Here is a 25827-nt window from a genome sequence, read left to right as displayed (position 1 = left end):
CCGGCGGTCAGAAGCGGAACCGAAGGTCGGAACAGCCGCGGCGGTCCACCTGGTCCCGCGCGAACTGCTTGAACATCCGCTGCTCGGCGGCCTTGTCGACGCCGGGGATGTCGTCGGAGGCGCTGAGGGCGAAGTTGGCGGCCTCGCCGTCGCAGCGGGCGGTGGCCGTCGTCGACAGGAACTCGCCGTTGCTGTCCTCGAAGACGAGCCGGTTGCTCCAGTCGCCGTACCAGGCGACGAAGTACATCCCCTTGTCGTTCCCGTTGTCGCCCGACTCGCTGCTCAGGTCGCACTGACCCGTGGGCGCGGAGTCGTTCATGCCCGCCTCGACGCGCCAGTCGCCGCTCGCCGGCAGGCCCGCCCTGGTCACCCACTCGCAGCCGGTGCCCTTGGCCCGGGTCAGCGGCACGCTCTTGGGCTCGCCCCCGAGGGCGGGCGGCACCGCGTTGCCCTTCGGCGCCTTGAGCGGCTCGGCACCGCAACCCAGCCGGTCCGAGGCCGAGTTGGCGAGTGCGACGACCGCCTGGTACGCAGCTCCCGGCACCCCGTACAGCGTGTCGCGGCCCATCCAGGTGCGTACCAGGAGCTTGCTCTGCCGCCCTTCGGCGTCCTTCGGGAGGTCCGGGCAGGGCATCAGGAGCTGGATGACGCCGAGGCGGTCGATGAACCCGGGCAGCCCCTCGGGCACCGCGGACTGCGAGGAGAACCCCTCCTCGGGAAAGGCCCGGAAGAACTCCCGGTCCCGGTCGTCGCGCCGGGTGTACGCCTCCATGCTGATGAGCCGTGAGTCGTCGACCTCATCGCCCTTCATGGTGAGGTCGCACCCGTACGAGCCCAGCGCGCCGGTCTGCCGGGACTCCTCGCTCTCCAGGTGAGCGTCGTCCGGGGTGAGCCGGTCCACGACGTCCCGGGGCAGTGCCCCGCCGCACGCGCTGCCGGCCAGCATCCAGTCCTGTGCGTACGGCTCGGCCACGTAGCCGCCGATACCCAGCACCACCGCAGCCGCCACCGACACCTTGATCCAGCGCCGCACCGTTTCCGACCCCCGTCACACCCGCACCAGCGTTCGCTCCGGCCTCACGGCCGGGCACAGGCCCGGACCCTACTCGGCGCCTCGGGCCGCCTCGCACCCGGCCCTGGCCTGGCATGGCACTCAGTTCCCTGATCGGAGCACACCGAGTGCCATCCGCGGCTCGTCCGGTGCTAGGTTCCCCACCATGAGCGAGGCACCCCGCCCTGACCAGGCGGCCGATGTGACACCTCCGAAGCCGCCGATGCGGGACTCCCTCGTCGCGGCGGCGTTCCAACTGTTCCTGGAGCGGGGGTACGAGCAGACCACCGTCGACGAGATCGTGGCCCTCGCGGGGGTCGGACGGCGGTCCTTCTTCCGGTACTTCCCGTCCAAGGAGGACGTGGTCTTCCCGGACCACGAGCGCTGCCTGGCCGAGATGAACGACTTCCTCGGCGACAGCAGCGGTGAGGGCGGGGAAGGAGAAGGGGGCGCGGACGACCCGGTGGCCCGGGTCTGCGACGCCGCTCGCGTCGTACTGCGCATGTACGCCGAGAACCCCACGTTCTCCGTCCAGCGCTACCGTCTGACCAAGAAGGTCCCGGGACTGCGGACGTACGAACTGTCGGTGGTCTGGCGGTACGAGCGCGCGCTCGCCGAGTATCTGCGCGGGCGCTTCGCCGGTCGTCGGGACGGGACGCTGCGGGCCGACGTGATCGCCGCGGCCGTGGTCGCCGCGCACAACAACGGGCTGCGGTCCTGGCTGCGTTCGGACGGCCAGAGCGACGCGACCGCGGAGGTGGACCACGCGCTCGCCCATGTCCAGCAGGTCTTCGGTTCGGCCCCAGACCCAGACCCAGACCCCGACCCCGACCCCGTCGGACCGGTACAGCGGCCGACCGGCAAGTCTGCGAAGAGGGCGGCAGATGACGACGTGGTCGTCGTCATCTCCAGGCGCGGTGCGCCGATGTGGCGGGTCGTCCAGGAGGTCGAGACGGCTCTTGGTCGAGATCCCGAATGATTGAGGGAACTGAGTGCCTTTACGCGTGACACTGCGTGCCATATTCTGACGTCGTGCACGGCGCTCCGCGCACTTTTTCAGATTCCGGCCCAGCGCAGGGAGATGACATCGTGTTCCACCGAGGAAGCGGGACCACGACGGGCGTACTCGACCCGGAGACGACGACGAGCGGCCCGGCCGCCGAGGAAGGGCTCCTCTACCAGCGCTGCCGCTGGTGCCGGACCGCCATGTTCCACCGGCTGCTCTGCCCGGTCTGCCAGGGCAGCGACCTGCGCACGGAGCGCAGCGCGGGCCTGGGCGTCATCCGCCACGCCACTGTCGTCCAGCGCAACACTCCGGGCGCGCGCAATGTGTCGCTCGTCGAGATGGCGGAGGGTTTCACCGTCCGGGGCCGGGTCTCGGGACCGCTCATAGCGATCCGTACCGGCGACCGTGTCCAGCTCACCACCGCGTTGGACCCGGTCCGCCGCGAACCGGTGTTCAAGCTCGTCGAGGAGCCGTACTCCGGCTGGCACTGACCGGCCCTCCCACCGGCGCGACGCGCGCGGCGGGTCCGCGGGGGACACTGGGCGGAGAGCAGAGACCGGAACCCGCGGAGAGCGTGGAGGAGCCCATGCACGCCAAGGACATTCTCGTCGACGCGTACGGCCGCATCCGGGAAGAGGTCCATGCCGCAGTCGACGGCCTCTCCCCCGGCGACCTCAACACCCGCATCGACGACCGGACCAACTCGATCAGTTGGCTGGTCTGGCATCTCACCCGTGTCCAGGACGACCATGTCGCCGACGCCTTCGGCCTGAAACAGGTCTGGCTGTCGCAGGACTGGCCGGACCGCTTCGTCCTGGGCCTGCCGGGCCGGGACACGGGCTACGGCCACACCCCACGGCAGGTCGCCAAGGTCCAGGTCGACTCGGGCGACCTGTTGCTCGGCTACTACGACGCCGTCCACGAGCAGACGCTGGCCGCCCTGCGCGACCTGCGCGCCGACGACCTGGACCGGATCGTCGACGAGAACTGGTCCCCGCCAGTCACCCTTGGCGCCCGCCTGGTCAGCGTCCTCTCCGACGACCTGCAGCACGTGGGCCAGGCGGCATTCGCGCGGGGGATCCTGGAGGGTCGTTGAGGACGGCTGCGCCGTGAGCATGTAGGCACGCCGCCCTTCAACCACTTCAGTCGCGGCGCGCCAGGAGCCGATAGGCGTTGGACAGACCCAGCCGGTGCGACAGGCGTTTGATCACGAACCGGTCCAGCAGGGTGCCCAGGATCAGGAAGGGCACTCCGGCGATCGCCATCGTGGTGCGCAGCGTCCGCTGCCTGCGGTTCGGCGGCTTCGGCAGCCACGGCAGGTCCTCGCGTGGCGCCGCCGCGTCGATGACCAGCCACGTACCGGCCAGGAGGTCGACCGGATCGTGCGGTTCGGCGTGCTGTTCCGCCACCACCGTGAAGCCGAGGTCGGTCAGTCTGCGCCGCAGGTTCTCGACCGGGACGAGGTGCAGGTGCTGGGGCTGGAGCCAGGGCAGCCACCAGCGGCCGAGTAGACGGGCGAAGCGGCTGTCGGGGTCGGGGACCTCGATGAGCAGATGGCCGCCGGGGCGTATCGCCCGGTGCGCGGCCTCCAGTTCGCGGCCGGGCTCCGTGCTGTGCTCCAGGTAGTGGAACATGCTCACCACGTCGTAGTGGCCGGCGAGTTCCGGTGCCAGGTCGGGAAAGCTGCCGCGGTAGCCCCGCCCCGCGCGCTCGGCGAGTTCGGCGCCGTCGGTGAAGTCGAGCCCGTCGAAGGTCGTGCCGGGGTATACGGTCCGGGCCGACTCGCAGAAGTGGCCGTGGCCGGTGCCGACGTCCAGCCAGTTCTTGGGTGTCGCGGCGAACGGCAGCAGGGACTCCGCGCGCTGCCGGTACATCGTGGTCCGGCCCCCGAAGGTGTTGCCGAGCTGCTTCTCCCCCAGACCGTCGTAGAAGTCGCGGTAGTAGAACTCCAGCCCCTCGGCGCTCAGTCGGGGGTTCTGGAAGGTGTGCCGGCAGTCCTGGCAGCGGTCGAGGACGAAGTGGCCCGGCTTGTGCTGGAGCAGGTCGGTGGTGCGCAGCCGCGTCTTCAGCCGCTCCGAGCCGCACCACGGGCAGTCGGCGCGCCGGGCTTCGAAGAAGCGGTCCAGGCCGCGCGCCAGGTCGGCCTGGTACGCGGGGCGCAGCGCGGCGACCTGCTCGGCGCGACTCGGCGTCGGCTCGCTGTCCGTGACCTGCTCGGTGCTACTCGGGGCCCGCTCGGCGCCCGTCCCTTGTGGTTCGTGCTCTGCGTCGCTCATGGGGCCTCCTTGGAGGGCGTGGCGCCGGCCAGTTCTTCGAGGTGAGTTGCTGCCGCTCGGGCACCACCCGCGGCACGGAACGCGGTACGGATCCGCTCGGCGGCGGCGCGGTAGCCAGGTTCGTGGAGTACGGCGTCGATCGCCGCGCCGAGCTTGGGCGCGGTGACCCGGCCGAACCGGACCCGAATGCCCGCGCCCGCGTCGACGACCTGCCCGGCCACGACGGGCTGGTCGTCGCGGATGGGGGCCACCACGAGAGGGACGCCGTGCCACAGCGCCTCGCACACGGTGTTGTGCCCCGCGTGGCAGACGACCGCGTCGACCCGTTCGAGGAGCGGGAGTTGGGGGACCGAGGACCGGATCAGTACGTCCTTGTCGTCCTGGTCGTCCATGTCATTCAGGTCGTCCAGGTCCGCTTGCGCGCCGAGGACGTTCGCGGGATCGACGATCACCGCCTGTACCCGGTCCGCACGACTGCGCAGGGCCTCACGGCACTCGGCGAGGAAGCGGGCCCCGACATCGGTGTTGGCGGTGCCGAGGGTCACGAGCACCGTGGCGCGGGCGGGGTCGAGCCAGGTCCAGGGGAAGTCGGCAGCGGCCGGCCGGGGCGCCATCGAGGGACCGACCCAGCGGATCCGGTCACCCGCCCCGGCCCCCACCTCTCCCGTTGCTCCTGCTCCTGCTCCTGCTCCTGCTCCTGCTCCTGCTCCTGAGCCGACCAGCTCCGGTGTGCTGAACGCGAGCACCAAGTGCGGCGAGAACCGCGGATCGGCCGTGCCCGACGGATCGCCGATCCTGCCGCGCAGCTCGTGGAGGAGCGTGTCGAGCCAGTCCGCGACCTTGGGCATGCCCGCCAGCGCTTCGGCGAAGGTGAACTCGGCGGAGGTGGTGGACGAGGTGGCCCACGGCACGCGCAGCCGCTCGGCGACCAGCCCACCGGCGAAGGCCTGTTGGTCGGCGACGACGACATCGGGGCCGAACTCCCCGATGGCCGCCCGCACTCCGGGGGCCATCGCCTCGGCCAGCGGCACCAGGAACCGTTCCCACAGGAACTTCAGCGCCTCCGGGCCCCGGAGCTCCGCAGGCCGCACTCCGTCTTCCCCTGTCAGGACCGGTCCAGCGCACGGGAACACCGCTGCCTCGTCCCCCGCGAGCCGCCGGACGAGCCCCGGATCCGCGGAGGCCCAGGCCACCCGGTGTCCCCGCGCGGTCAGTTCCGCCGCGACGCCCACCGTCGGGTTGATGTGGCCGACCAGCGGCGGTACGACGAACAGGAAGCCGCTCACCGGCCCTCGACCCTCGCGAACTCGGCCACGCCCAGCTCGGCCACGCCCCGCTCAGCCATACTCCGCTCGGCAGAGCCCTGCTCCTCCACGCCTTGCACACCCGTCCCCTCGCCGATCATGGAGAGGATGTACTCGCCGACCGCCCCGGGCGCCTCGACGAGCACGGAGTGCTCATGACCCGGCACCACGACGGTCCGGCAGTCGGGCAGCAGCGACTCCAGCCACGGCGCCCGCTCGACGAGGGCGGACTCGCCACCGTAGAGGGCGAGTACCGGGCAGCGTACGGCCCGGATCCGGTCCTCGGTCAGCACCTCGCTGAGCGGGATGTCCCGGGCGAGGGTGGTCTCGCGGGCCAGGCGGGCCGCGCCCTTCGCCAGGCGGGCGGTGTTCTGGCTGCGGTTGGCGGTGATCCAGGCCAGCGCGGCGGCCTCGTTGTGCGCCAGCTCGGTCAGCACCTGCCGCAGCACCCCGTCCATGGTCGCCGCCCACCCCGCGGTCGCCGGTTCCGATTCGATCAGGGAGACGCCGGCCGCCCGCTCCGGGTGACGGGCGGCGTAACCGAAGGCGACGGACCCGCCGAAGGAGTTGCCGACCAGTTGGACCGGTCCAGTCACCTCCAGCCGGTCGAGCAGCGCCTCCAGGTCGTCGAGGTGGTCGTCGAGGCGGTAGCCGCTCTCCGGGCGCTCGCTGCGGCCGTGGCCGCGCAGGTCGTACATGATCACGTCGATGCCGGACACCGCGAACACCGGCGCCAGCGTGAAGTAGTAGCTGGCCAGGCTGTCGGTGAGCAGCCCGTGGACGAGAACCGCGGTCGCGGTGACGGGACGCCCTCCCTTGGGCGTCATCCGCTGGACATGCAGCCGGACGTCGCCGGTTTCGACCATCGCCATGGCTCAGCCCGCCTCCGCCACTTTGAGGCTCTGCACGACGTGCTCGACGAGCCTGCCGACGGTGAGCTCGATGATCTCGTCGAACTCCATACCGGCCAGGAACTCGGCGAAGTTGACCCGATCCCCGTACCGCTCCTCCAGAAGGCCCGCCAGGGTCACGAGGTCGATGCTCTCCAGTTCCAGATCGCGGTTGAACGTGGTCTCCATGCGGACCTCGACGTCGTCGAGGCCGTACTCGTCCAGGAGGGTCGCGAGCATGCCGGTGAGATCGGCGAGGACCGACTCCTCGTCCGCGCGCACGGGTTCGTCGCCGGTCGGAGCGAGTTCGTTGCCGATCGGTACGAGTTCGTCGGCGGTCTCGCCGGTCGGCTGGCTCGGCTTCATCGATCGCTCTCCTCTTGGTCCGTCGAGTCTTGGTCCGTCGGTCCGGTCGTCCAGGCCACGACGTAGTCCCTGTCCGGCAGTCCCGGCGGGTTGCCGGTCCGCTCGCAGTGCACGGTGTACTCGCGTTCGAGGCGACCAGAGACCAACAGCCGGTCTCCGGCGGCTCCGGCGTCCCCGGCCGTCGCCGCGAGCACGGTGAAGTCCCGGGGGCGTCCCCGGAAGCCGGTGCCCTCCGCCTTGGCGACCGCTTCCTTGGCCGCCCAGAACCGGGTGAACCACAGCGCCTCCGATTCGCCGGTGGCGGCACATCGCGCGTTCAGCAGTCTCAATTCGTCCTCGCCGAGGGCGAAGGCGAGGGTCTGCGCGTCCCTCTCGACGACCTCTTCGATGTCGATGCCCGGCCCCGGCTCGGGCCTGTGCGGCCGTACGATCGCGACCCCGGCCTCCGCGCGGTGGGCCAGCGAGACGTCCAGCGGGGGCAGGGTCCGGCCGTGCAGCCCGGTGACGTACGGCCGACCCGACTCGTCGTTGCGCACTCGGATCTCGGCCGGAAAGACCGGCCCTTCGCCGTGGTCCCACAGCCACTGCCGTACGGCGTCCTTGACTGCGATCCGCCCGAGCAGCCACTGTCTGCGGCCCCGGGGAGCGTGCCGCTCGTACTCCGAACGCTCGGCTCCACTAAGGGAGTTGCGCATGATCAGGTCACGCGAGGCGAGGTCGGGCCAGCGCTCGTGGAGCAGAGACCAGCCGCCTGGCCGCGCCTGGGAGAGGGTGTTGCGCTCAGGGAACCGCTCCACGGGCCTGGTCTGCGGGTCGTTGTCGAAGCGGCGATCCTGCCAGCCCGTGAGCTCCGCCCAGACCTCGCCCGCGACGACCAGTTGGACGTCGGCTTCGAGCACGGTGTCGGTGAGGGAGGTGATCCTCACCAGGCATTCCACGTCGGTCCCGGGGCGTGGGTGCGGCCCGTAGAACCGCATGTGCCGCATCTGGACGGGGAACACGACGGTCCGTTCCGTACGCGTCGCCATGATCCAGTAGCCGAGGATCTGCCCCACGTTGTCGAGCAGGGCGCCGGGGGCCGGCGGCGTGGTGATCACCCCTCGTACGTGACTGTCGCCGATCGCGCTGAGTTCGGTGACCCCTTGGAAGGCGGGCCCGTGGAACATCCAGCGCTCGTCGTAGAGCTGGGCCGCGGTGTGGTCGGGGGCTCGCTCGGAGCCGGGGTCCGTACGCCACGGGTTCGGGGGTGTCACGGGATGGCGGGCCGCGAGCTCGACCACCGCACGGGCCCGGGGGCCGAAGGAGACCGCGAGGCGGCCGGGGCCGTCGGGGACAGCGGTGACCGGTACCTCGACGGCCGGTGTGGCGGTGAGCCACTGGTCGAACCGGGCCCCGTGCACGGCGACCGCCCGCATGCCGGGGGCCGCGCGCTCCGCCGCCTCCATGATGTGGTGAACGATCGTGGTCGCGGGGACGACCGGCCAACGGTCGGCCACATCGGGCCAGCCGGGCCGCTGCGGGAAGAAGCAGTGGTCCAGGAGGTACGGCATAGCTTCCGGGGATACGGGGACGGTGGTGCGCCATTCCTGCCCGGGTTGCCCGGCAGCGGGTGGCCCGGCGGTAGGGGGTGTGGGGGCGGGGGGTGAGGCGGGAGCGGTTGCCTGGGCCGGGCCGCGAACCTGGGCAGGTGGCACCGCGCGGGTAAGTGGGGTGGCCGTGGCAGGGCTGGAGTGGCGGCTGCCTGCCGTGATCAGCGCGGCGGCCGTGTCGGCCGTGTCCCGCAACAGCGCGCTCAGTTCGGCGGCGACGGGCATGCGCGCGGCGAGCGCGTCCAGGGGCGACCGGGCCGGGGCGACCGCGGTAGGGGTGGCCTCGCTCGGGGCCGATGTGCCCGTCCCTGCCTGAACACGGTGATTGGGCGAAGCCCCGGCCCGGGATGCCGACAGTTCGCTGCGCAACTCTGTGAGAGCCGGGCCGTCGAGCGAGATGAGCGCCCCGCCGAGGTCGAGGCGGACGATCGGCCGGGCTACCCGCGCAGGGCGTGTCGGGCCAACGGCACCCGCCGAGCGGGCGGAGGGAGCAGCGGAACGTACCGACGGCGGCAGCGCGGGAGCGATCGCCGCGCCCGCGGTCCACAGTGCCGTCGCCACGCGGCGGAGCTGGGCGAGGCCGGTGCGGTGGGGCGAGTTGGCCGCAACGACCAGGTGATCGCGCCCGCTCAGCGTGTCTCCGACGAGTGAGCCGAGCTGCCCGGTGCCGACCTGGACGAAGGCGCGATGGCCCGCCGCGTACATGGCCTCGATCAACTGCTGGAAGCGGACCGGTTCCAGGAGGTGTCTGACGAAGAGGTCGCGTATGGCGGCCTCGCCCGCGGGGAAGGGCGCCGCGGTCGTTCCCGACCACAGGGGCACGGTCGGCGGATGCAGCCGGAAGCGGTTCGCCGCCTCCTCGATGGGTGCGAGGTAGGGCTTCAGCATCGGTGTGTGGAAGCCGGACCGGAAGGGCAGCACCTGGCTGAGCACGCCCCGGGCGCGGAAGGCGCGTACGAACTCCTCCACCGCGTCCTGCGGTCCGCACACCATCGACTGGTTCGGCGCGTTGTCGTGGGAGAGGACGATTCCGGCGTCCGTCCACCCGTCGTCGAGGGCCTCCAGGACGCGCCCGGCGGGGGCGCCTAGAGCGGCGAAGGAAAGGCCCGGGACGGTCAGCGCGTCGGGGTCGAACGACGCCATGAAGTCGCTCACCTCGTCCCCGGCGTACATCCCCGCGGCCACCATCGCCGTCCACTCGCCGACACTGTGCCCGGCCACCGCGTCCGGGACGACGCCCATGCGGCGCAGCGCGCCGTCGAGCAGCCGGCCGACGCCGACGACACCGAATCCGTGGCGGCCCACGTCCGAGACCCGGGCCGCCCCCTCGGTGTTCGGGGTAGGCCCCGGGACGTGGGGAAGGCCGAAGTGGGCGGCGACATCGTCGACTTGGGGTTCGAAGTCGCCTTCGAGTCCTGGGAAGACGAAGGCCAGCTTGCCGGTCTTGTTCTCGTCCGCACCGCCGCCGCCGAGCAGCGGAGTCGGCGTGAACCAGAGGTCGCTGCGGCCGTGCCAGGCGCGCCCCTTGGCGACCGCCCGGCGGGCCAGGGCGAGGCGCTTGGCGGTGGGGGCGACGATGCCGAGCCGGGACTGGCCCGCGTCCGGATGTGTCCGGCCGGGGTCAAGGCCGGCCGCGAGCAGGGCCGAGTCGTCGGCCTCCAGCAGAGCGGCGAGGCGCTCGGGGCTGTCGGCTGCGAGCAGGAGCACCTGCTCGGGCTCGGCGACGGAAGCGGTGGCGGTGGCGGCGGTCCGTAAAGGGGACAGGGACCGAGACGGGGACGGGTTCTGGGGCGCGGACGAGAGCGGGGAAGCTGTCGCCGCGGGCCCGACGGCCCTTGCGCCAGGCGCCTGTTCAAGCACGACATGCGCGTTGATCCCGCCGAAGCCGAACGCGTTGACGGCCGCGCGCCGCACCGGCCGCCCGGGACCGGTCTCCCAGGGCGTCGCCGTCTCCAGCGGGCGGAACCGGGTGGCCGCGAGCGCGGGGTGCGGGTCGTCGCAGTGGAGGGTCGGCAGGAGCATGCCGTGGTGGAGGGCGAGGGCTGCCTTCACCAGGCCGGCCACTCCGGCGGCGGGCATGGTGTGGCCAATCATCGACTTCACCGAGCCGATGACCGCGGAGTCACCGTCCGCACCGGCGCCGAACACCTCGGCCAGGGTGGCCAGTTCGGCCGCGTCGCCCGCCGGGGTCGCGGTGCCGTGGGCCTCCAGGAGGCCGATCGATCCGGGCTGGGCGGGGTCGAGCCCCGCCGCTTGCCAGGCCTGGCGTACCGCGTGGGCCTGGCCGCCGGGGTCGGGGTTGACGAGACCGGCGGCGCGGCCGTCGCTGGCCACGCCGGTGCCCCGGATGACCGCGTAGATCCGGTCGCCGTCGCGTTCGGCGTCGGCCAGCCGCTTGAGCACCACCACACCGGTGCCCTCGCCGATCAGGATGCCGTCGGCGTCGCGGTGGAAGGGGCGGATCCGCTGGCTCGGGGAGAGCGCGCGGAGCTGAGAGAAGACGCTCCACAGGGTGATGTCGTGGCAGTGGTGCACTCCCCCGGCGAGCATCAAGTCGCAGCGTCCGAAGGCGAGTTCGCTTACCGCCTGGTCGACGGCGACCAGCGACGACGCGCAGGCGGCGTCCACGGTGTAGGCGGGGCCACGCAGGTCGAGACGGTTGGCGACGCGCGAGGCCGCGAGGTTGGGCACCAGGCCGATGGCCGACTCGGGGCTGTCGGGCCCGAGGCGCTCGGTGAACGCCGCCCGGACACGGTCGAGTTGGCCCGCATCGAGATCGGGCAGCAACTCGCCCAGCGTACGGACGAGTTGACCGGCGGTGCGGACCCGCTGGTCGAGGCGGACCAGACCGGGGGTGAGGTAGCCGCCCCGGCCGAGGACCACGCCGATGCGATGCCGGTCGGGCAACCGGTCCTCGCCGCCCGCGTCGGCGAGGGCGGCGGCGGCCACGTTCAGCGCGATGAGCTGGTCGGGTTCGGTGCCGGGCACCGAGTTCGGCATGATCCCGAACCGGGTGACCTCCACGTCGGCGAGCCCGTCGACGAAGCCGCCGCGTCGGCAGTACACCTGGTCGGCGACGGCCGGCCCGGTCGCGGAGTCGGGGCGGTAGTAGTCGGCGTCCCACCGCCCGTCGGGTACGTCGGTGATGGCGTCCGTGCCCGCCAGCAGGTTCCGCCAGTACGCGTCGAGGTCGACAGCACCGGGCAGCAGCACCGCCATCCCCACGATGGCGACGGAAGAAGGAAGTTGACGACCCCTCAGTTGATCCTGCCGATCCCGCTGATTCCGCTGATCCCGGTCCGCCCGGTCCGCCCGATCCGCCTGATCCGTCAGGTCGGCCAAGTCGTTCATGTCACCAGCCCGACGCGGTGTAGACGACGGCTCCGGCCGACTCGTCGCCCCAGGCGAGTTCACGCAGCAGCGCCGCGGTGCCCTCCTCGGGGTCGATGAGCTTGATCCCGCGCCTGGCGTACTCGCGTCCGAGTTCCGGGGTCACCATTCCGGCGTGACCACCGGTGGGTGCCCACGGTCCCCAGTGCACGGTCAGGGCACGGTGACCGGTTCGGGCGGCCCAGTCGGCGCCCAGGCTCTGCAGGGCGTCGTTGGCGGCCGCGTAGTCGACCTGGCCGCGGTTGCCGAGGACTGCCGAGATGCTGCCGAACAGGACGGCGAACGCGGGCCCGTTCGGGAACTCCTCCAGCGCTGTCAGCAAGGTCTCCGCGCCGCTCGTCTTCGTGTCGTACACGCGCTGGAAGGACTCGGCGGTCTTGTCGGCGATCAGCCGGTCCTCGATCACTCCGGCCGCATAGACGACACCGTCGAGCCGGCCGTGTTCGGCGTGGATCTCCTTCACCGCCTGGAGCGCGGCGTCCGGCTCCCGGAAGTCCACACAGTGGTAGCGGGCCGTGCTTCCGAGCGCCGTGAGCTCCGCCAGGGTGGCGGTGATCTCCCGCTGGGCCAGGACGAGTTCGGCTTCGCGGTTGATGTCGGCGGGCGTCAGGCCACCGCCCGCGCGGGCGGCGAGTGCCGTACGCAGCGCGGCGCGGTCCGGGGCGGCGGCGATGGCCGCATCCTCGGGTCCGGTCGGCGCCGGCGTCCTGCCGAGCAGTTCGACACGGCACCGGGAGGCCGCGGCGAGCGCCGCGGCGAAGGTCGCCGTGATACCGCGGGCCCCGCCGACCAGCAGCACCACGGAATCCCGGTCGAGGCCGATGGCGGCGGCCTCGGCGGCTCCGTCACCCGCCGGTCCGGCGCCGGTGGTGCCGAGGGCGCCCAGCGGTGTCTCCACGAGGTCAAGTCCGTGGCGACCGGCTGCCGTTCGCAGGACGACCGGGGCCACGTCGGGCGCGAGCAGTTCGGCGATCAGCGCGTCGGCGACGGCGGCCGGCGTGGTGTCGTCGAGGTCGACGATCCGCGCGACGGTCTCCGGGTACTCGCGTGCGACCGTACGGAACAGACCGTGCAGCCCTGCCGACCGGAGGCCCCGGGAATCCCCGTCGGCGGGCCGGGCGGCGAGCAGCCAGCGCGGCACCCGTCGCAGGGCGGACTGGAACACCGGGAAGGCGTGCGGCAGCACCGGTGCCGGGGCGGCGGCGAGGGAGTCGAGGTACAGCACGCCGTCCACCCGGCCGTCCGCCTCGGTGAGCAGGTGCTCCGGGCCGAGGACCACGGCGTCGGCTCCGTGCTCCGCGAGCCGCGAGCGCACCTCCCGGGACACGTCCTCGCTCTCGTCGCCGAGAAGGACGAACCGCATCCCGGCCAGTACGGCGGACGGGTCGCCCGAGCCGTCGCCATCCTGCTGCTCCAGAAGGACGGGCCGGAGCTGAAAGCGTTTCGGGGCCTCCCCGGTGGCTTCCACCGGCTCCGGCGTCTCGGTCCGCCCGACCGCCCTTCCGTCCCCTGGCCCCTCCGGCCCTCCACTCGTACGCAGAGGCGTACTCGGGGTCGTATCCGGAGCCGTACCGCCGGGCGGTTCGGCGGGCCCCGCGAGTCGCGCGGCGAGCCAGCCCGTCACCGACGCGGCCGTACGGGCCTTCGCAAGGTCCTCCAGCTCCGCGTCGTCCAGCCCGGCAACGTCCACGCCGCCCCCGGCGCCCAGGCGCTTGGCCAACTCACCGGCGATCTCGGCCCGCTTGATGGAGTCGATGCTGAGGTCGGCCTCCAGGTCGAGATCGGGCTCGATCATGTCCACGGGATAGCCGGTGCGCTCGCTGATGATCTCCAGCACGACCGCCAGGACGTCCGCTTCCGTGACGGCTGCTGTCGTGACCGTCTCCGTTGCGGCTGCCGTGACCGACGCGGTGGCGGGCGTCTCGCCGCCGGCGGGCGCTGCTGCCATCTCCGGCCGTAGAACCGGCTGTTGGGCCGCGGGAAGCTCGGCGGCCGGTACGGCCTGCTGGTGGGTGCCGACCACGGCGGCCGTGGCGGGCGCGGCAGGCGCGCCGGGCGCGGGAATCCACTCCCCCGCCGTGGCGCCGAAGTAGGTCAGCAGCACGTCTCGTTGGGCGGCCACCATCTCCCGGCTGGTACGCAGGTATTCGACGATCAGCGCGTCCCTGTCGGCCGGAACGCCGTTTCCATGGTTCGCGTGGCTCGTCGTCACTGTCGTCTCCACAACGCGTCGGGCCGGCGCGAGGGCGCCGGGAAGGAGTTCACCGGCGGCCGTACGGACCAGTTGCCCGTCGACCGTCCATCCGGGCCGTTTGGGCTCCGGGGTCCGGGTCGCGTCGACGGCGTCGCGTCCCTGGAACAGCCATCCGGTGCGTACCGGCAGCCCCGCCACGGCCAGTTGGGCCAGCGCGTCGAGCCAGCCGCGCAGTCCGCTGTCGTGGCGCGGCTCGCACGCGACGGTGCGGTGCGGGCGGTCGCCGAGGATCTGTGCGACCAGCCGGGTGAGTACGGAGCCGGGGCCGGCCTCGACGAAGACCCTCGCCCCGGCCTCGTACATGGCCTCGATCTGTGCGACGAATCCGACGGGAGCCCCGATCTGGGCGGCGAGTTCCGCACGGATCTCGTCGGCGTGGTCGCCGTACGGGGCCGCCGTGCGGTTGGACCACACCGGGAACTCGGGCGGGCGCACGGTCCGGCTCGCGAGTGCCTCGGCGAACCGCTCTCCGCCTGCGGCCACCACCGGACTGTGGAAGGCACAGGCGACGGGGATGCCTTCGGCGCGGAATCCCGCCGCGCGCAGCAGTCGCACGGCGGTGGCCATCGCCTCCGTCGGTCCGGAAATCACCGTCTGCCGGGGCGAGTTGTGGTTGGCGACGACGACCGTGCTGGGGGCGTCCGTCTCGCGCAGGGCCCGTGCGACGTCCTCGGCACCGGCCGCGACCGCCGCCATGGTTCCCGGATCCTCGCCGACGGCCGAGAGGATCGCCGCCGCCCGCTCGGCGCTCAGCTCAAGGAGCGCCTCCGGTGCGATGGCGCCCGCCGCGCAGAGGGCGACCAGTTCGCCGTAGCTGTGCCCGGCGGCCATGTCCGGTCGCACCCCGGCCTCGGTGAGCAGCGCGTTGGCGGCGAGTCCGGCGATGCCCAGCGCGGGCTGGGCGACCCGGGTGTCGGTGATCCCGGCCCGTTGGCGATCCCTGGCGGCCGTGTCGAAGGCGGCGGGCGGGTACAGCGCGTCGGCGTGGTCGCGGCCGAGGTGCAGATAGTGCTGGAGCTCGGGAAAGGCGATGAACACGTCCGCGAGCATCCCGGGCCGCTGGCTGCCCTGGCCCGGGAAGAGGAACGCGACCTTGCCGTCGGCCGACGCCGACGGCCGACGCGAACCGGACGGCGCCTGCCCCGCATCCGCCCACGCCGCGTCTCCCTGCGCCAACTCCGCGTCCGCCAACTCCGCGTCCGCCCACGCCGCATCCCCCTGCGCCTGCCCGGCGTCCGCCGGCACCTGCCCCTCGTCCGCTCCCGCCCGCTCGCTTCCGTCGGCCGGCGCTCGTCCGGCCTCCGCCAGGTGGATGCCTGCGGCCGGATCGTGCTCGCCCGCCAGAGCCCGGCGCAGCTGGCCGATCAGCCCGTCGACGTCGGTGGCGACGACGGCCACTTGGACCGGTTCATGGCGGGCATCCGCACGTCGGGACGCGCTCAGCGCGAGGTCGCGCAGGCGCCATGGGCGGCCGTCGGTCCCGGCGGCCTTGAGTACGTCCTCGACGGCTCGCCGGGCCGCCGCAGGATCCGTACCGCGGAAGGTGAACAGTTCGGCGGGCCAGCTGTCCAGGCCCTGGGCGGGCGGTTCGGCGGCCGTGTGGGCGCTGAGCACCACATGGAAGTTGGTCCCGCCGAAGCCGAACGCGCTGAGCCCGGCGACCCGTTCCTCGGCCGGGGCCGCCCAGGGCCGTGGCCTCGCGTGAAAGACAAACGGGCTGCTCTCCTCCTGCCAGGCCGGGTTCGGCCGCTTCATGTGCAGGGTGGGCGGCTTGACTCCCGTGTACAGGGACAGCACGGTCTTGATCAGACCGGCGAGACCGGCGGCGCACTTGGTGTGCCCGATCTGCGACTTGACCGAACCGAGCGCGCAGCCGCCCGCCTTGGCCCCGGCTTCGGTGAACACCTCGCTGAGGATGGTCAGTTCGGTACGGTCCCCGACCACGGTCCCGGTGCCGTGGGCCTCGACCAGGCCGACGTCGGCCGGTGAGATCCCCGCGTTGCGGTAGGCCCGCTCCAGCGCGGCGCGCTGGCCCTCGGGGCGGGGCGCGGTCAGTCCGAGCGAGCGGCCGTCGCTGGAGCTGCCGACTCCCTTGATCACGCCGTAGATCCGGTCGCCGTCGCGTTCGGCGTCCGCGAGCCGCTTGAGCACGACACAGGCGATGCCCTCGCCCAGGGCTATCCCGTCCGCCGAACTGTCGAAGGCCCGCGACCGGCCCGTCGGGGAGAGGGCGTGCACGGAGGAGAAGAGGACGTAGTCGTTGATGCCGTTGTGCAGGTCGGCGCCCCCGCACAGCACGACGTCACTCGTACCGCCGACGAGTTCCTTGCACGCCACGTCGACGGCGGCGAGTGACGACGCGCACGCCGCGTCGACGGTGTAGTTGGCGCCGCCCAGGTCCAGCCGGTTGGCGATGCGCCCCGAGATGACGTTGGCGAGCATGCCGGGGAAGGAGTCCTCGGTGAGCCGGGGCAGTTGCCCGTCCAGGCCGTCCGGAACCTCCCCGTAGTAGGAGGGCAGGACGGCTCGCAGGGTGGCGGCGTTGGAGAGGTCGCTGCCCGCTTCGGCGCCGAAGACCACGGAGGTCCTGGACCGGTCGAAGCCCCGGCCGCGCTCCCCGTATCCGGCGTCCTCCAGCGCCCGCCGCGCGGCTTCGAGTGCCAGCAGTTGTACGGGCTCGATGTTGCCCAGGGAGGTCGGCGGGATGCCGTAGCGCAGCGGGTCGAAGGGGATCCGCGGCAGGAAGCCGCCCCACTTGGACGGGGTGGCGCCGTCCGCGTCCTCCGAGTAGTGCACGGCGGGGTCCCAGCGGTCGGCGGGGACCTCACCGACGCCGTCGTGGCCGCCGAGGATGTTCGCCCAGTAGGAGGCGAGGTCGGGAGCCTGGGGGAACATGCAGGCCATGCCGACCACGGCCACGTCCAGCGGCTCGGGCGCCACGGGCTCCTCGGCCGTGTCCATCCCGAGGCGCTCCCGGAGCAGGGCCGCGCGGGCGGCGAGGAATCCCGCCGCGCCGGTGGTCACCGAGCCGTGCAGCGCGTTGATCGTCGTGGTCGCCGAGCGCAGGACGGCCACTTCCCCGGCCATGAACATGCCTTCGGAGAGCTGGCGTTCCTCGGCCACGGCCGCCAGTTCACCGGTGGCGTCCCGCTCGATCCCCTTGCTGGCGATGCGCAGCCGCCCGACGTTGAGCCGTTCCAGTTCCTCCCAGATCCGCCGCTCGACCACACCGCGCTCGCGCAGCTCCGCCTCGAACTCCCGGTAGTTCTCGCTGAACGGGCTGGGCACACACCGGGTGGCGTGGCCGGGCGCGGTCTCCAGGAGCGCGGTGCGGGTGGCGGCCATGACCTGTTGCTGGAAGAGCGGCCGGACCGCTCCGCACTCCACCGCTTCGTCGGTGAACAGGTAGGCGGTTCCCATGAGGACGCCGACTGCGGCCCCGCGCGCGGTCAGTGGAGCGGCGAGCGCGGCGACCATCGCCGACGAGCGCTCGTCATGGACGCCGCCCGCGAAGAACACCTCGACGCGTTCGGCCGTTTCGGCGTCCGCTCCGTCCAAATAGTCTTCCAGTACGGCGAGTTGGGCCTCCCACAGGGGGAAGCTCGCGCGCGGTCCGACGTGGCCGCCGCATTCGGAGCCCTCGAAGACGAAGCGGCGGGCTCCGGCGTCGAGGAACTGGCGGAGCAGTCCCGGCGAGGGCACGTGCAGGAAGGTGCTGATCCCGGCCCGCTCCAGCGCCTCGGCCTGGGACGGTCGTCCGCCCGCGATGATCGCGTGCGTGGGCCGCAGCTCGCGTACGGCTTCGAGCTGGGCGTTTCTGGTCTCCTCGGGTGCGAAGCCGAGCACGCCGACGCCCCAGGGCCGGCCCGCCACGGCGGCGCGGGTCTCCTCCAGGACCGTTCGCGTCTGCTCGCCGCTCGCCAGAGCCAGCGCGATGAACGGCAGGGCCCCGTCCCCGGCGACGGCGGCGGCGAAGCGCGCCTGGTCGCTGACCCGGGTCATCGGCCCCTGGGCGACGGGCACACGCGTGCCGAGAGCCCTGCTCATCGGGGAGCCAGGACGCAATGCCCCGGCCGGCCTGTCGTCGCGTACGGCGTCCCGTACGGAGGTAATCAGAGCGCGGACCGTCCGGGCGGCGTCGCCCCAGCGCTCGGCGAAGCGGGCGGCGAGGAAGCCGTCCTGACCGACCGGCAGGAGCTGGGTACGCGGGTCCTGCGCGCCGAGCATCCCCGACACCAGCAGCGGATCGCCGACCGGAACGCGCGGGGCGTCCGGGCCCCGGCGGTGCAGCACCCGGTGTCCGCCCACCACGACGGTCTCCGAGCCGTCCATGGACCGCAGTGCCGCGGCCGCCGGCTCCGGAAGCCTCGCCTCGGCGAGCAGCGCCAGTTGGCTGTCCAGGACCACTCCGGCCGCCCCGCCGGCCACGGCCGCCGCCGCCGTACGGGGGCCGATGCCGCCGCAGGCCCAGACGGGTAGGTCCACACCGGGTTCGGCGAGCAGGTGCTGGAGCAGGACGAAGGTGCTGAGCTCCCCGGTCCGGCCGCCGCTCTCGCTGCCGCGGGCGATCAGGCCGTGCGCTCCGGCGCGGACCGCCGCCAGAGCCTGCGCCAGGTCCGTGACCTCCACCAGGACTCGGTACGTCGCGGCGACCTCGTCGATCTGCCAGGGCGAATCCATGCCGAGGACGACGGTATGGAGGCCACCGCCCTCTCGCTTTCCCGGCTTTCCGTTCTTCTTTCCGGGCGCGAATTCTCCGGGTTCGAGTTTCCCGGGGTCGAGTTCTCCGGGATCCAGTTCTCCGGGAGCGATCCGGCAGTGCGGTCCGACCCGCACTCCGAACGGTCCGGTCGCCCAGCGCCGGAGGGATGCCAGCGCCTCTCTGGCTCTGCGGTCGCCCACTCCCAGGTCAAGTACGCCCAGGCCGCCCGCACGGCTGACGGCGGCGGCAAGCCTGGCTTCGGGTTCACCGAACGGGGTGATTCCAATGATCATGTCCTCGGCGCGCACAGCAGACGTCATGATTCTCCGAAATAATCGGTGAGACTGCACGGTGGGGGGGTGCCTGGAGACGACGAATTGGCCCACGCGGACATACACCGTTTACACGGCATCGGGGGAAACTCCCGCGCGAAAACCAACCCGTTGGAAGCTAGCGCCAGAGTTACCCACCGGTCAACAACGCGCCGACCTCCCGCTACGCCGTGGAATCGATTCAGCCAGGCTCCACCGGTCCCCAAGAACCGAAAACCCGGCCAATTGCAATCAGTCACTACGCTACTCGGACGACAGCGCCGCAAGTCCGCCAAAAGCAGCACCATGATTCACCACCGTGAAACACGGGCGGCAGCGCAACGCCACTCTGTAAAATTCACATGTCACCACGAGAAGCCCCTGTCAAGTCCCACTCCGAAGATCAGCGCGTGGCGTTCTGTCGAGAAACAAGTCCCGACACATCTGGCTCCATCGCGGGACGCCACTCCGGCTCATTCACGGGGATTTCCCTTTTACCCGCCCCCTCCCCCGAACCGCCGGCAGGATTTCACGTCTCCGCAACCGCAAGACGTTTCAGGAATCTCCCCGCCGACACCAGGAGAACGCAGTTCGGATCAATCGGTCGAATCACCCCCAAGAAACCGTTCACCCCGGGCCGACCACGGCAATCCGGCCGGAGACTCGGAAGCACCACAGCCACTCCCCACCCCGACTGTGATCTACGACGCAGAGGCAACCCCGCCGCCGACACCGACGTCTTGATCGACAACGAGGTGGCGCGGCGGCGCCGGTGACCCGTCGACCCAGGACACATGGCCCGGGGCGGAAAACAGGGCACTATACACATTGCGTATACACACCGTGTATACGCGTGCGGAGTCGGGTCCGCCGCCACCTCGTCCGAGCATCGGCAGACCGAAAGGCACGCATGTACGGCAAGGCATTCGCACCCGAGTACCAAGGTGCGCTCACCACCCTGTCCGTGAACTCCTCCCTGGTCGACGTACTGGCCGCGGGCACCGAGCAGTTGCGCGCCGCCGAGCGCGCCGGAGCGCCGGGAGAGGTGGCGCGCTCGGGTCTCGCGGTCGCGGAGGCACATCGGCGGCTCGGGCAGGTGGGCGACGCCGACCGCGCGTGGAAGGCGAGTTACCGCGCGGCCCGGGGCGCCGGGGACATCGCGGCGATGGCATGGGCCCTGTGGAGCGGCGGCACGCTGGCACGCCAGCGCGGTGCGTTCCCGCTCGCCTGGCGACTCCTGGGGCTCGCGGCCGAGTTCGGCGAGCGCGGCGGCGACATCGTCGTACGCGGCTACTCGCTCGCCGGGATGGCGGAGACGGGCCGCATCCAGGGCGACTACGAGGCGGTCGGTGCGCTGCACGAGCAACTCCTGGCCGAGGCACGCAAGCGCGGCGAGGCACGGCACACCGTGTGGGCCCTGGAGGGCATCGCGCAGATACACCGCAACACCGGCTCGTACGACACGGCGTACGCGATGTTCGAGGAGGCCGCGGAGATCGCCGGGCGGGCCGACGACCGGCGCGGCCACGCGTGGGCACTGCGCGGTCTGGCCGACATCGTGTCCGTCCGCGACGGGGATGCCGAACGCGCGCTCGGCCTGCTCGCCGAGGCCGAGGTGACCTGCCGGGAGATGAACCTGTCGAGCGCACTGGCGTACAACCACAAGATGCGTGGCAACGTCCTTTACCGGGCCGGGCGTTACGCGGAGGCCCGGGACGTCTACACCCAGGCGCTGGCGGAGTTCCGGGCGATGAGCGAGCCCCGCGGGGAGGCACTCTCCCGTCTCGGCCTCGCCAAGTCCCTCGCCCACCTGGGCCACGACCTCGACGACACCGCCGCCGAACTGGCCGATCTCGCCCAGGTGTTGGAACGCATCGGGCTGCGGCACGCGCGGCAGATGGTGGCTCGTGCACAGGCGGAGTTCGGCATCGTGGCCGATACGGACACGGACACGGGTGCGGGCACGGACACCAGCACGGATGCGGATGTCCGGACTGCCACGGTGCCGGACGCGGGCGTCGGGACCGGGAACGAGACGAGCCCCCACCCCTCCGACCCGATAGTGGCGGGCACGGCCACCGGGGCCACCAGCCCGCCAACTCCCGGCGCCCCGGCCGCCACCGCCGCAACGGCCACCACCTCCGAAGCAGATGCGGCTGCGGCTGCGGCTGCGGCTGCGGCTGCGGCTGCGGCTGCGGCTGCCGAGATCGACACCTCCGCAACCACCCTGGCAGGCACGGAGGTTGGGCGATGACGATGACGACCTCCGCGCTGCATCCGCCTGTCTCGACCACCGCCGCCGATGCCGAACGTGCCGTTCAACTCCTCGACTGCAGCCGGGCGTTGGTCCGCCCCGCCCTGGCCGAGGCGGTAGGGCGGCTGCACCCCTGGGTGGGCGAGATGGCGGCGTACTCCTTCGGCTGGTGCGAGGCCGGTGGCACGCCCGCCGCCGCGGCGGGCGGCAAGGGGCTGCGGCAGGCCCTGGCCGTCCTGGGCGCGGAGGCGGCCGGAGCACCCGCGGGCGCCGGAGTCAGCGCGGCCGTCGCGGTGGAGCTGGTGCACACCTTCTCGCTGCTCCACGACGACATCATGGACGGCGACGCGACCCGGCGTGGCCGTCCCACGGTCTGGAAGACGTACGGCACGGGCCCTGCCGTCCTCGCGGGGGACGCCCTGTTCGCCCTGGCCGTGGAGACCCTTGCGTCCGCGCCCGGCAGCCATGTCCCGTCGGCCGTCCGTCACCTGTCCACCGCACTCAACGACCTGGTGAGCGGTCAGGCCGACGACCTGCTCTTCGAGTCGCGCCCCTGGACTGGCCCGGAGGCCGTCGGCCCCGACGAGTACCGGACGATGGCCGAGCACAAGACCGGCGCGCTGCTGGGCTGCGCCGCCGCCCTGGGTGCCGTACTCGCCGGAGCCCCGGCCACGACGGTCACCGCGCTCGACCGCGCCGGCCGTCATCTCGGCGTGGCCTTCCAGGTGATCGACGACCTCCTGGGCATCTGGGGAGACCCCGCCGTCACGGGCAAGCCGGTCCACGCGGATCTGCGTCGGCGCAAGAAGACGTTCCCGGTCCTGGCGGCTCTCGACAGCCCGGCCGCCGTCCGCCCCCTCGCCCGCCTCCTGGAGGGTGCCGAAGAGCTCGACGACGCGACCGCCCGCCGGGCCGCGGCCCTGATCGAGGAGGCCAGCGGCCGGAGCGCCGCGCTGGCGGAGGCCCACCGTCACATCGCCCACGTCCACGCCTGCCTCGACAGCCTCCCCACGGCTCCGCACGCGGCCGACGATCTGCGTGCGCTGCTGGCCTTCCTCGTACGCCGCGAGATGTGACCAACTCCTTTGTCACACCGGCCTCTTGACGCCGTAGAAAGCCCTTGCCAAACTCACCGCCCGCCATAGAAAACGCTTGCTGCGACGCATTCGCGCGGGCGGCGAACCCCCACACAGGAGAAGAAGACGAGATGGGACGCAGAGCCGCACCTCACGTCACCCACAAGACCAGCAGGACCACCAGGACCACCAGGACCACCAGGACCACCAGGACCAGCCAACCCCCCACGACCGCCGGTGCCCGCGGGAGGCGGGCCGGCGTCACCGCCGCTTGTTGCGCCACCGCTCTCCTCACCGGCGCAGCCCTGCTGACGGCCCCCGCGAGCGCGGCCCCGCAGCAGGCGGCGGCAGCGTGCGGCGAGGGCTCGTACCAGGCCGAGGCCGTGCTGAACGACAGCACCTGGACCGCCCGGCGCGGCAGCAGTGTCACGTACACCGGTACCGACATGCGGGCCGCGATGCAGGCGGCCGTCAACAGCCTTACGGCGGGCCGGACTTCGAAGGAGCGGGTCGTGGTGCGCGGCTCGGGTGCCATCGGCGCAGGTTCCCGGGTCTCCCTGCCGAGCTACACCGTGCTCGACGTGTGCGGCACCATCGACGTCACCGGTTCGGGCACCGGCGACCAGGCCCCGGTGTACGCACGCGGCGCCCGGGACATCGAGGTCCAGCACCTGAACCTCACCGGCACCCCGCTGTACGGCGTCTTCATGCGTAACGTCACCAACGTCGTGCTCGGCCAGATCGACATGCGCCTCTCACGCGGTCTCGGCGTACGCATCGACAACCGCGGCGACACCAGCCAGTGGACACGCAACGTCCGGATCGACAACGTGTACGTCTCCGGGGCGAGCAGCCACGCCGTGGAGACGTACGGGGTCGACGGCCTCACCATCGGCACGGTCACCGCGCGCAATGTGGGCGAGTCCGGTCTCCTGCTGAACCAGACCATCAATGCGACGGTCGCGAAGGTCGACGCGGACGGCGCGGGCGCCGGTACGGGTTACGCGGCCTTCCGCATGGCCAACCGCAACGGCCGGATCGGCAGCGCGTACCCGACCAATGTGCGGGTCGGCGAGGTCGTGGCGCGCGGCGGTGGCCGGGGCGTCTTCTGCGTCTCCGAGAGCGGCGGCGCGACCATCGACCGGGTGACCATCTCCAACACCGGCAACAACGCGATCCTGATCGAGAACTGCTACAACGTGAACCTCGCCGCCCAGAGCGGCAGTGTCACGGGCGGCGGCGAGATCCGGCTGGCGGCCCGCTCGGAGTTCCCCAACAACTCGGACATCACCGTCCAGAACCTGAGGGTGACCAACTCCTCGATCAGGGAGAGCCCTTGCGGCGACAACACCACGTTCCGCAACAACACCCTGGTCAACAGCACCCAGACCATCTGCTGACGTCCGCCAGTGGCCGGTACGGCAGTCAGGAGGGCGCGGTCAGTAGGCGTGGTCATTAGGACGCGGTCAGTGGGGCGATCAATAGGGCAGGAGTCGGCCCGAGGGGGTCCTGCGGTCGATCGTCGTGTCGCGCGCGGTGGTCGTGCGGCGGGTGGGACGGATGCGGATCCGGCGGTTCATGGCGGCCTCCTCATTCCTGGTACCACCAGCCTCCGCGCCGCCGCGCCCTCACACATCGTGCCCATGGAGGCCTTCGTCCTGGTCCCGTGGCGGCAGTCCCCATGGACGAGGTACTACCGAGGAAGGACGTGGGCCCCTACATGCGCCCTCTCACCTGCGCCCGGCCGTCAGGGGCGGCGCGGCTCCGGCCCCCAGTAGGACGGTCCTCCGCCACGCCACTCGATCAGCGGTGACACGGCGACCTCGTTCTCGTCGAACTCCAGGCCCGCGCGGCGCAGGAACTCGACGACGTCCGGGAGGTTCATGGCGACGCCGATCGGCTCGCCGTGGACCGTCACGCGCCTGCCGCCTTCCTCCTGCGGCGGGTGCACGACCACTACGGGATGTTCCGACATGCCCTCAGCCTCACCCGGACCGCCCCGGCGCGCATCCGGGGGCCACCGCCGTTTCGCCTGGAACGACGTCGGCGCGCGCCTCCCCACGAGACGCGCGCCGACGGACCGGGCCGTTCGGTACTCGACGGCCCTACTCGACGGCCCCGACCAGTCCCATGGCGGGGGCCGCGAGGTCGGTCACCTGGTGGAGCTGCTCCAGCTGGTAGAGGCCGTTCAGCTCGTTGAGCTTGTCGAGCTGGTCGGAGACCCTCGGCATCTGGGCCTTGTGCTCCGCGGGAAGGTCGCTCACGGCGAGCGAGTCGAGCATCGCGATGGGGTTCACCTTTCCCGTCTCCGGGGTGGTGGCAGCGCTCGCGGACGGTACGGCAAGGCCCGTGACGCCGACGGCGAGGCCAACGGCGGCGACGATACGTCGTGTTGAGATCATGCCTTCAGCAACGGTGGCGGGCCGTCCACGGACACGGCCGCACCGGGCCCCTCACCCGACAGGCTCATCGGTCCGCCTGCGCTTGCCGTGGCCGCCGTGCCGGAGGAGTCTCAGAAGGGAGAGGCCCTCGACGGCCCGCTCCGCAGCGGGCCGCGGCCTTCGCCAGTGGTCCACAAGGAGGTCCACCATGGGCACTGCGGCAAGCCCCGCCTTCAACACCGAAACGCTGCGCCGGGGCATCGAAGGCCAGAACGCGTCGGCGCTCCTGTCGCTGTACGCGGACGACGCGGAGATGCGCGTCGTCGACCGCAACACCCAGCCCAGCCACCCCAAGGTCATGCACGGCCGCGAGCAGATCCGCGAGATGCTCGACGACGTCTACAGCCGCGACATGACACACAAGATGGAGCAGTGTGTGATCCAGGGCGACCATGTCGCCTTCACCGAGTCCTGTCAGTACGCGGACGGCGTCAGGGTGCTCATGAGTTCGATGATGTCGCTGCGCGACGGGAAGATCGTCGACCAGACGGTGCTGCAGGTATGGGACGCCGAAGAGGTGTAAGGGGAATGCCGAGGGTCCGGATCACGACCCGTCTGACCTGGACCTTTTCGGCTCAGTCGCGTCCGGCGAGGCCTCTGCGGCCTCGACCGGCTTCCGGAGCTGGTCGGCGCGTGTCCGCTTCTCTCCTGCTGACAGCACTGAGAGCAGCCCGTTCTCGCCATGCTCTTCGGAAGCCGCGTGCCGCTCGAACGCGTCGTATCCCGCCTCGGTGAGCCGTACGTGGACCCGACGGCCGGGCCGGAGGAAGACGCCTACGGCCCGGCTCGACGACAATGCCACTCCGGCGACGCGTACTGTGGTGGCAGGCCGTGACTGGCGCTGAGGTGGAGTACCACCGGGGAGCGGCCCGACACACACGTCTTCGCCGCGCGCCTGGGCATCTTCTACGACGCTC

The 25827-nt window shown here is 71.9% G+C and carries 15 protein-coding genes, 1 pseudogene and 1 riboswitch; of the genes and pseudogenes, 7 read left to right on the top strand and 9 right to left on the bottom strand.

Features of this window, described 5'->3' with window-relative positions; all coding sequences use genetic code 11:
- Positions 1-7: 7 nt before the first annotated feature.
- Entirely contained in the window at positions 8-1033 is a 1026-nt protein-coding gene (locus tag ACN20J_RS44380) for a hypothetical protein (RefSeq protein WP_419668225.1), read from the bottom strand.
- Positions 1034-1274: 241 nt separating this feature from the next.
- On the opposite strand from ACN20J_RS44380, the gene ACN20J_RS44375 reads away from it, so the two are divergent.
- The 3 genes from ACN20J_RS44375 to ACN20J_RS44365 all read left to right on the top strand — a co-directional run bounded on the left by ACN20J_RS44375 (position 1275) and on the right by ACN20J_RS44365 (position 3153).
- Positions 1275-2030: a TetR family transcriptional regulator gene (locus ACN20J_RS44375; protein WP_419669066.1), complete on the top strand. Its 756-nt coding sequence runs from the start codon at positions 1275-1277 to the stop codon at positions 2028-2030.
- 107 nt (positions 2031-2137) lie between these two features.
- On the top strand, positions 2138-2548 hold the full coding sequence (locus ACN20J_RS44370; protein WP_372505641.1) for a Zn-ribbon domain-containing OB-fold protein: 411 nt from the start codon (positions 2138-2140) through the stop codon (positions 2546-2548).
- Between the two features lie 95 nt (positions 2549-2643).
- The gene (locus ACN20J_RS44365) at positions 2644-3153 is read left to right on the top strand and encodes a mycothiol transferase (protein ID WP_419668224.1); all 510 of its coding nucleotides are present in this window, start codon (positions 2644-2646) and stop codon (positions 3151-3153) included.
- 46 nt (positions 3154-3199) lie between these two features.
- Here the strand turns inward: ACN20J_RS44365 and ACN20J_RS44360 are convergent, their stop codons facing one another.
- The 6 genes from ACN20J_RS44360 to ACN20J_RS44335 form a co-directional block, all read right to left on the bottom strand.
- A complete protein-coding gene (locus tag ACN20J_RS44360) occupies positions 3200-4333 on the bottom strand; it encodes a class I SAM-dependent methyltransferase (protein ID WP_419668223.1) in 1134 nt (377 codons plus the stop codon).
- Entirely contained in the window at positions 4330-5619 is a 1290-nt protein-coding gene (locus ACN20J_RS44355) for a glycosyltransferase (protein ID WP_419668222.1), read from the bottom strand. The genes ACN20J_RS44360 and ACN20J_RS44355 overlap by 4 nt, the downstream gene beginning before the upstream one ends.
- Positions 5616-6509 carry an alpha/beta fold hydrolase gene (locus ACN20J_RS44350; protein WP_419668221.1) on the bottom strand — a complete coding sequence of 298 codons (894 nt, stop codon included), beginning with the start codon at positions 6507-6509 and terminating at the stop codon, positions 5616-5618. The genes ACN20J_RS44355 and ACN20J_RS44350 overlap by 4 nt, the downstream gene beginning before the upstream one ends.
- Before the next feature lie 3 nt (positions 6510-6512).
- Entirely contained in the window at positions 6513-6767 is a 255-nt protein-coding gene (locus ACN20J_RS44345; RefSeq protein WP_055616670.1) for an acyl carrier protein, read from the bottom strand.
- A 122-nt stretch (positions 6768-6889) separates the two neighbouring features.
- Positions 6890-11701: a beta-ketoacyl synthase N-terminal-like domain-containing protein gene (locus tag ACN20J_RS44340; protein ID WP_419669065.1), complete on the bottom strand. Its 4812-nt coding sequence runs from the start codon at positions 11699-11701 to the stop codon at positions 6890-6892.
- A gap of 133 nt (positions 11702-11834) precedes the next feature.
- Positions 11835-19148 (bottom strand): SDR family NAD(P)-dependent oxidoreductase, encoded by a 7314-nt coding sequence (locus ACN20J_RS44335; protein ID WP_419668220.1) that lies wholly within the window; start codon positions 19146-19148, stop codon positions 11835-11837.
- 901 nt (positions 19149-20049) lie between these two features.
- On the opposite strand from ACN20J_RS44335, the pseudogene ACN20J_RS44330 reads away from it, so the two are divergent.
- The 3 genes and pseudogenes from ACN20J_RS44330 to ACN20J_RS44320 all read left to right on the top strand — a co-directional run.
- Positions 20050-21078 (top strand): annotated as a pseudogene (locus tag ACN20J_RS44330) (tetratricopeptide repeat protein); the annotation flags it as partial.
- Positions 21079-21389: 311 nt separating this feature from the next.
- On the top strand, positions 21390-22469 hold the full coding sequence (locus tag ACN20J_RS44325; RefSeq protein WP_419668219.1) for a polyprenyl synthetase family protein: 1080 nt from the start codon (positions 21390-21392) through the stop codon (positions 22467-22469).
- 131 nt (positions 22470-22600) lie between these two features.
- On the top strand, positions 22601-23869 hold the full coding sequence (locus ACN20J_RS44320; RefSeq protein WP_419668218.1) for a hypothetical protein: 1269 nt from the start codon (positions 22601-22603) through the stop codon (positions 23867-23869).
- A gap of 347 nt (positions 23870-24216) precedes the next feature.
- Here ACN20J_RS44320 and ACN20J_RS44315 read toward each other — a convergent pair whose 3' ends face one another.
- Positions 24217-24444, bottom strand: coding sequence for a hypothetical protein (locus ACN20J_RS44315; protein ID WP_189842814.1), 228 nt, complete (start codon positions 24442-24444; stop codon positions 24217-24219).
- 130 nt (positions 24445-24574) lie between these two features.
- On the bottom strand, positions 24575-24871 hold the full coding sequence (locus tag ACN20J_RS44310; RefSeq protein WP_189842815.1) for a hypothetical protein: 297 nt from the start codon (positions 24869-24871) through the stop codon (positions 24575-24577).
- 187 nt (positions 24872-25058) lie between these two features.
- Between ACN20J_RS44310 and ACN20J_RS44305 the strand changes: the two genes are divergently transcribed.
- Complete coding sequence (locus tag ACN20J_RS44305) at positions 25059-25433, top strand: nuclear transport factor 2 family protein (RefSeq protein ID WP_189842816.1); 375 nt, start codon at positions 25059-25061, stop codon at positions 25431-25433.
- A gap of 298 nt (positions 25434-25731) precedes the next feature.
- A riboswitch (ZMP/ZTP riboswitch) is annotated at positions 25732-25818 on the top strand.
- Positions 25819-25827: the final 9 nt, after the last annotated feature.

The organism is Streptomyces sp. 2-1 (genome assembly GCF_048564895.1).
GTDB lineage: Bacteria > Actinomycetota > Actinomycetes > Streptomycetales > Streptomycetaceae > Streptomyces > Streptomyces phaeochromogenes.
This window is presented reverse-complemented; position numbering and strand designations above follow the sequence as displayed.

Coding starts and splice junctions, on each gene's coding strand:
- ACN20J_RS44315 (WP_189842814.1), bottom strand. CDS start 24,444: ATGTCGGAACATCCCGTAGTGGTCGTGCACCCGCCGCAGGAGGAAGGC.
- ACN20J_RS44320 (WP_419668218.1), top strand. CDS start 22,601: ATGGGACGCAGAGCCGCACCTCACGTCACCCACAAGACCAGCAGGACC.
- ACN20J_RS44350 (WP_419668221.1), bottom strand. CDS start 6,509: ATGGCGATGGTCGAAACCGGCGACGTCCGGCTGCATGTCCAGCGGATG.
- ACN20J_RS44335 (WP_419668220.1), bottom strand. CDS start 19,148: ATGACGTCTGCTGTGCGCGCCGAGGACATGATCATTGGAATCACCCCG.
- ACN20J_RS44340 (WP_419669065.1), bottom strand. CDS start 11,701: ATGGCGGTGCTGCTGCCCGGTGCTGTCGACCTCGACGCGTACTGGCGG.
- ACN20J_RS44360 (WP_419668223.1), bottom strand. CDS start 4,333: ATGAGCGACGCAGAGCACGAACCACAAGGGACGGGCGCCGAGCGGGCC.
- ACN20J_RS44310 (WP_189842815.1), bottom strand. CDS start 24,871: ATGATCTCAACACGACGTATCGTCGCCGCCGTTGGCCTCGCCGTCGGC.
- ACN20J_RS44305 (WP_189842816.1), top strand. CDS start 25,059: ATGGGCACTGCGGCAAGCCCCGCCTTCAACACCGAAACGCTGCGCCGG.
- ACN20J_RS44345 (WP_055616670.1), bottom strand. CDS start 6,767: ATGCTCGCGACCCTCCTGGACGAGTACGGCCTCGACGACGTCGAGGTC.
- ACN20J_RS44375 (WP_419669066.1), top strand. CDS start 1,275: ATGCGGGACTCCCTCGTCGCGGCGGCGTTCCAACTGTTCCTGGAGCGG.
- ACN20J_RS44365 (WP_419668224.1), top strand. CDS start 2,644: ATGCACGCCAAGGACATTCTCGTCGACGCGTACGGCCGCATCCGGGAA.
- ACN20J_RS44325 (WP_419668219.1), top strand. CDS start 21,390: ATGACGATGACGACCTCCGCGCTGCATCCGCCTGTCTCGACCACCGCC.